Genomic DNA, 2980 nt, shown 5'->3' on the forward strand with positions numbered 1-2980 from the left:
CCAGGGTCGCCCAGTCAAAGAGCCAAGTCATCCGAAATTATGTCACGGAATGTCCGGAAATGTCCAGTTTAACTCCTACTAAAAGATTACTCCTCTATCAATAGTTTGGCATCAAAGTCGGTACTGGTGGTACACAATGCTGGCGGCACGATGAACTAAAGAGTGGCGATATACTAGGGTGTTGAGATCGTCTGCATAACCGCCACCAATAACGCACGCGACGGGATAGCCGGCGGCGACGCAGGTACTCAAAACTTGCATTTCGCGGCGGAATAGGCCGGTGTCTGTGAGGCATAATTTGCCTAAGCGATCGCCTGCATGAGGGTCAACTCCAGCATCGTACAATACTATATCTGGCTTCACTTGGGAAAGTAAGTCCGGCAGATATTGGGCCAGGGTTTGCAGGTAGGCGTCGTCTTCCATCCCGACTGGTAAGGAAACATCCAAATCGCTTTTTTGCTTGGTGCCTGGAAAGTTAACTTCGCAGTGCATTGAGAAGGTAAAGACGCTTTTGTCGTTTTGAAAGATAAAAGCTGTGCCGTCTCCTTGATGAACGTCTAAGTCCACAATCAAGACTTGGCGGACAAGTTCCATTTTTTGGAGAAGACGGGCGGCAATAGCTAAATCGTTAAAAATACAAAAACCGGAGCCATAATTGGGAAAGGCGTGATGAGTTCCTCCGGCGGTATTGCAGGCTAAACCGCGAGTTAATGCCAGCTCGGCTGTGAGGATAGTACCGCCTACAGCCACACAAGTACGATTCACCAGTGCTGGACTCCAAGGTAATCCAATCCGCCGAATCGCTTTGGCGTCGAGGGTTCCTTCACAGTAAGCTTGGATGTAATCGGGGGTGTGAACTAATTCTATCCACTCTGGCGGTGGACGTTTGGGTGTGTGGAATTGTTCTGGCTGGGCAACGCGATCGGTTAACAGCAGTTCGTATAGTTGCCGAAATTTCCGCATCGGAAAGCGATGCCCCTCTGGCAGCGGTGCGATGTAATCTGGATGATATACCAGCGGCAAGTCCATTACCAATTTGTAAGCTAGGTTTATCTATAGTTTTGATTGCCTGCACGACATTTTAAGCTTTTTCATCTTGAGAAAACTAGAAGTATTTACTTGTTTTTTGGATAAATGATACACCCGCACACAGAACTCCGTTATATAAACAAAATTATAGGCTACGGCGTGTTTGCCACTAAACTCATTCCCAAAGGTACTATTACTTGGGTTTTAGATGAATTAGATCAAAGGTTTTCTCCATCTTACATATTATCGCTCAACCCGATTCTGCGAGAAAAACTGCTCAAGTATTGTTATCGGGATAATGAAGGTACATATATATTGTGCTGGGATATCGGCAAATTTGTAAATCATAGCTTTAATTCCAGTTGTATCGGTACGGCATACAAATTTGAATTGGCTGTCAGGGATATCCATCCGGGCGAGGAATTGACAGATGACTACGGTTATTTGAATTTAGACAAACCTTTTTATTGTTTTCCCGAAAAAGGTAGTCCAAGAACAAAGGTAATGCCTGATGATATTTTGCAATATTATCCAGAGTGGGATAAAAAAGCAGTAGAAGCCATGAATTACTTTAACCAAGTTCAACAGCCGTTAAAAGGTTTAATCAATCATAAATATCTCGATAAAGTTAATGCAGTTGCTGAAGGAAAAGAGGAAATGGACTCAATCCTTAACGTTTATTACGAGCGCTCTAAAAAGTTAAAGTTTGTTAGCTAGAATAAAATTAAATACATAGAAATTACGACTACTCAAACACTAAACTTTGACAGTTATTCCATATTTATAGGTTGCCTCTATGCGTCGTTTGCATCTACTGCTAGGAGAAAAAACTATGCAGGACACTACCCAAAAATTAAACTCTCGTCGCCAGCAAAAAACTTCGATCGCCAAATCGGTTGGCTCGCGTTTATTTCTTTCAGTTTTGGGCGGTTCTTTAGTGGGATTGGGATGTGCTTCTTATTTATTCTACCAAGAACTTGTGAAACAGGCACGAGCGGAATTGACGGCAAGCCTAGAGGTAAATGCTCAAAACTTAGAAGGCAGTTTCAATAGCTTTGAAAACTCAACCAAACTGGTTGCAGCATCTGCAACCACACTCTACGAGGCTGGAGAACGACGCGAACAAGTTTATGTTAATTTAATCGGTCGTTCTTTGAAAACTATCCCTTTAGGAACTGGACTGGGTTTCGGTCAGCCACCACAAAAGCGTTTAATTATTCCACAGCGAAAGTATGCTTACCCTTTTGCGATTAGAGAAAATGATGGGAAGGTAATTGCTAAGGGGGGAGAATCTAGTCCAGATGATTACAAAGCAAGTTATTTTATCGAACCGATTAAAGCAGGTAAGCCTATTTGGTTGGAGCCAATTTCTTATTTAGAAACAACTGTGGAACCTCCACAACAAACAGTCAGTACAAGTTATTCACTACCTTTTTACAACAATAAAAAAGAGTTACTGGGGGTACTGGCTCAAGATTTAGAGTTAGGTTTTCTCAGCGTGAAATTATCACACCCAGTAATGAGGGATAAAGGATATTTTGCGCTGGTGAGTTCCAAAGGCAATTTGATCGCTTATCCACCGAACCCCGAATTAGCACTTGAATTGAAACCTTTTCCAGAAATTAATAATTATTCCCAACTTTGGCAACGGATTCAAAAAAATATCCAAACTGGTAAGAAAAACAGCGGTATTATATCTTGGCAAGATGCGGGCGGGAAAAGAGAATATTGGGCTTATAGGAGAATCGCTAATAATAATTGGATATTGCTGGCGTCGGTGCCTCAGTGGGTTATTGTTGGCCCATTGTTGCAATTTACAGTAGGGGGAACTCTCTTGGCAGCGCTTGGTGCATCTATTGTGCTGGCTATAGTAGTTTTTCTATTTGTCAAACGCTTAAATCAACGTCTACAGCCTATTATGGATGAATGTAATTTATTGGCTGAAGCTAGT

The 2980-nt window shown here is 42.3% G+C and carries 3 protein-coding genes; 2 read left to right on the forward strand and 1 reads right to left on the reverse strand.

Annotation, left to right across the window (positions count from 1 at the left end; all coding sequences use genetic code 11):
* Positions 1 to 111 precede the first annotated feature (111 nt).
* A complete protein-coding gene (locus H6S82_RS26975; protein ID WP_190475623.1) occupies positions 112 to 1029 on the reverse strand; it encodes a histone deacetylase in 918 nt (305 codons plus the stop codon).
* Positions 1030 to 1134: 105 nt separating this feature from the next.
* Between H6S82_RS26975 and H6S82_RS26980 the strand changes: the two genes are divergently transcribed.
* A complete protein-coding gene (locus tag H6S82_RS26980; RefSeq protein ID WP_190475621.1) occupies positions 1135 to 1746 on the forward strand; it encodes an SET domain-containing protein in 612 nt (203 codons plus the stop codon).
* Positions 1747 to 1861: 115 nt separating this feature from the next.
* The coding region (locus tag H6S82_RS26985) for a cache domain-containing protein (RefSeq protein WP_191057014.1) at positions 1862 to 2980 on the forward strand (1119 nt) is incomplete at its 3' end.

The organism is Planktothrix sp. FACHB-1355, from assembly GCF_014748295.1.
Lineage (GTDB): Bacteria > Cyanobacteriota > Cyanobacteriia > Cyanobacteriales > Aerosakkonemataceae > Aerosakkonema > Aerosakkonema funiforme_A.

Excerpts from the sequence above, each read along its gene's own strand:
- H6S82_RS26975 (WP_190475623.1), bottom strand. The coding sequence starts at position 1,029 with ATGGACTTGCCGCTGGTATATCATCCAGATTACATCGCACCGCTGCCA.
- H6S82_RS26980 (WP_190475621.1), top strand. The coding sequence starts at position 1,135 with ATGATACACCCGCACACAGAACTCCGTTATATAAACAAAATTATAGGC.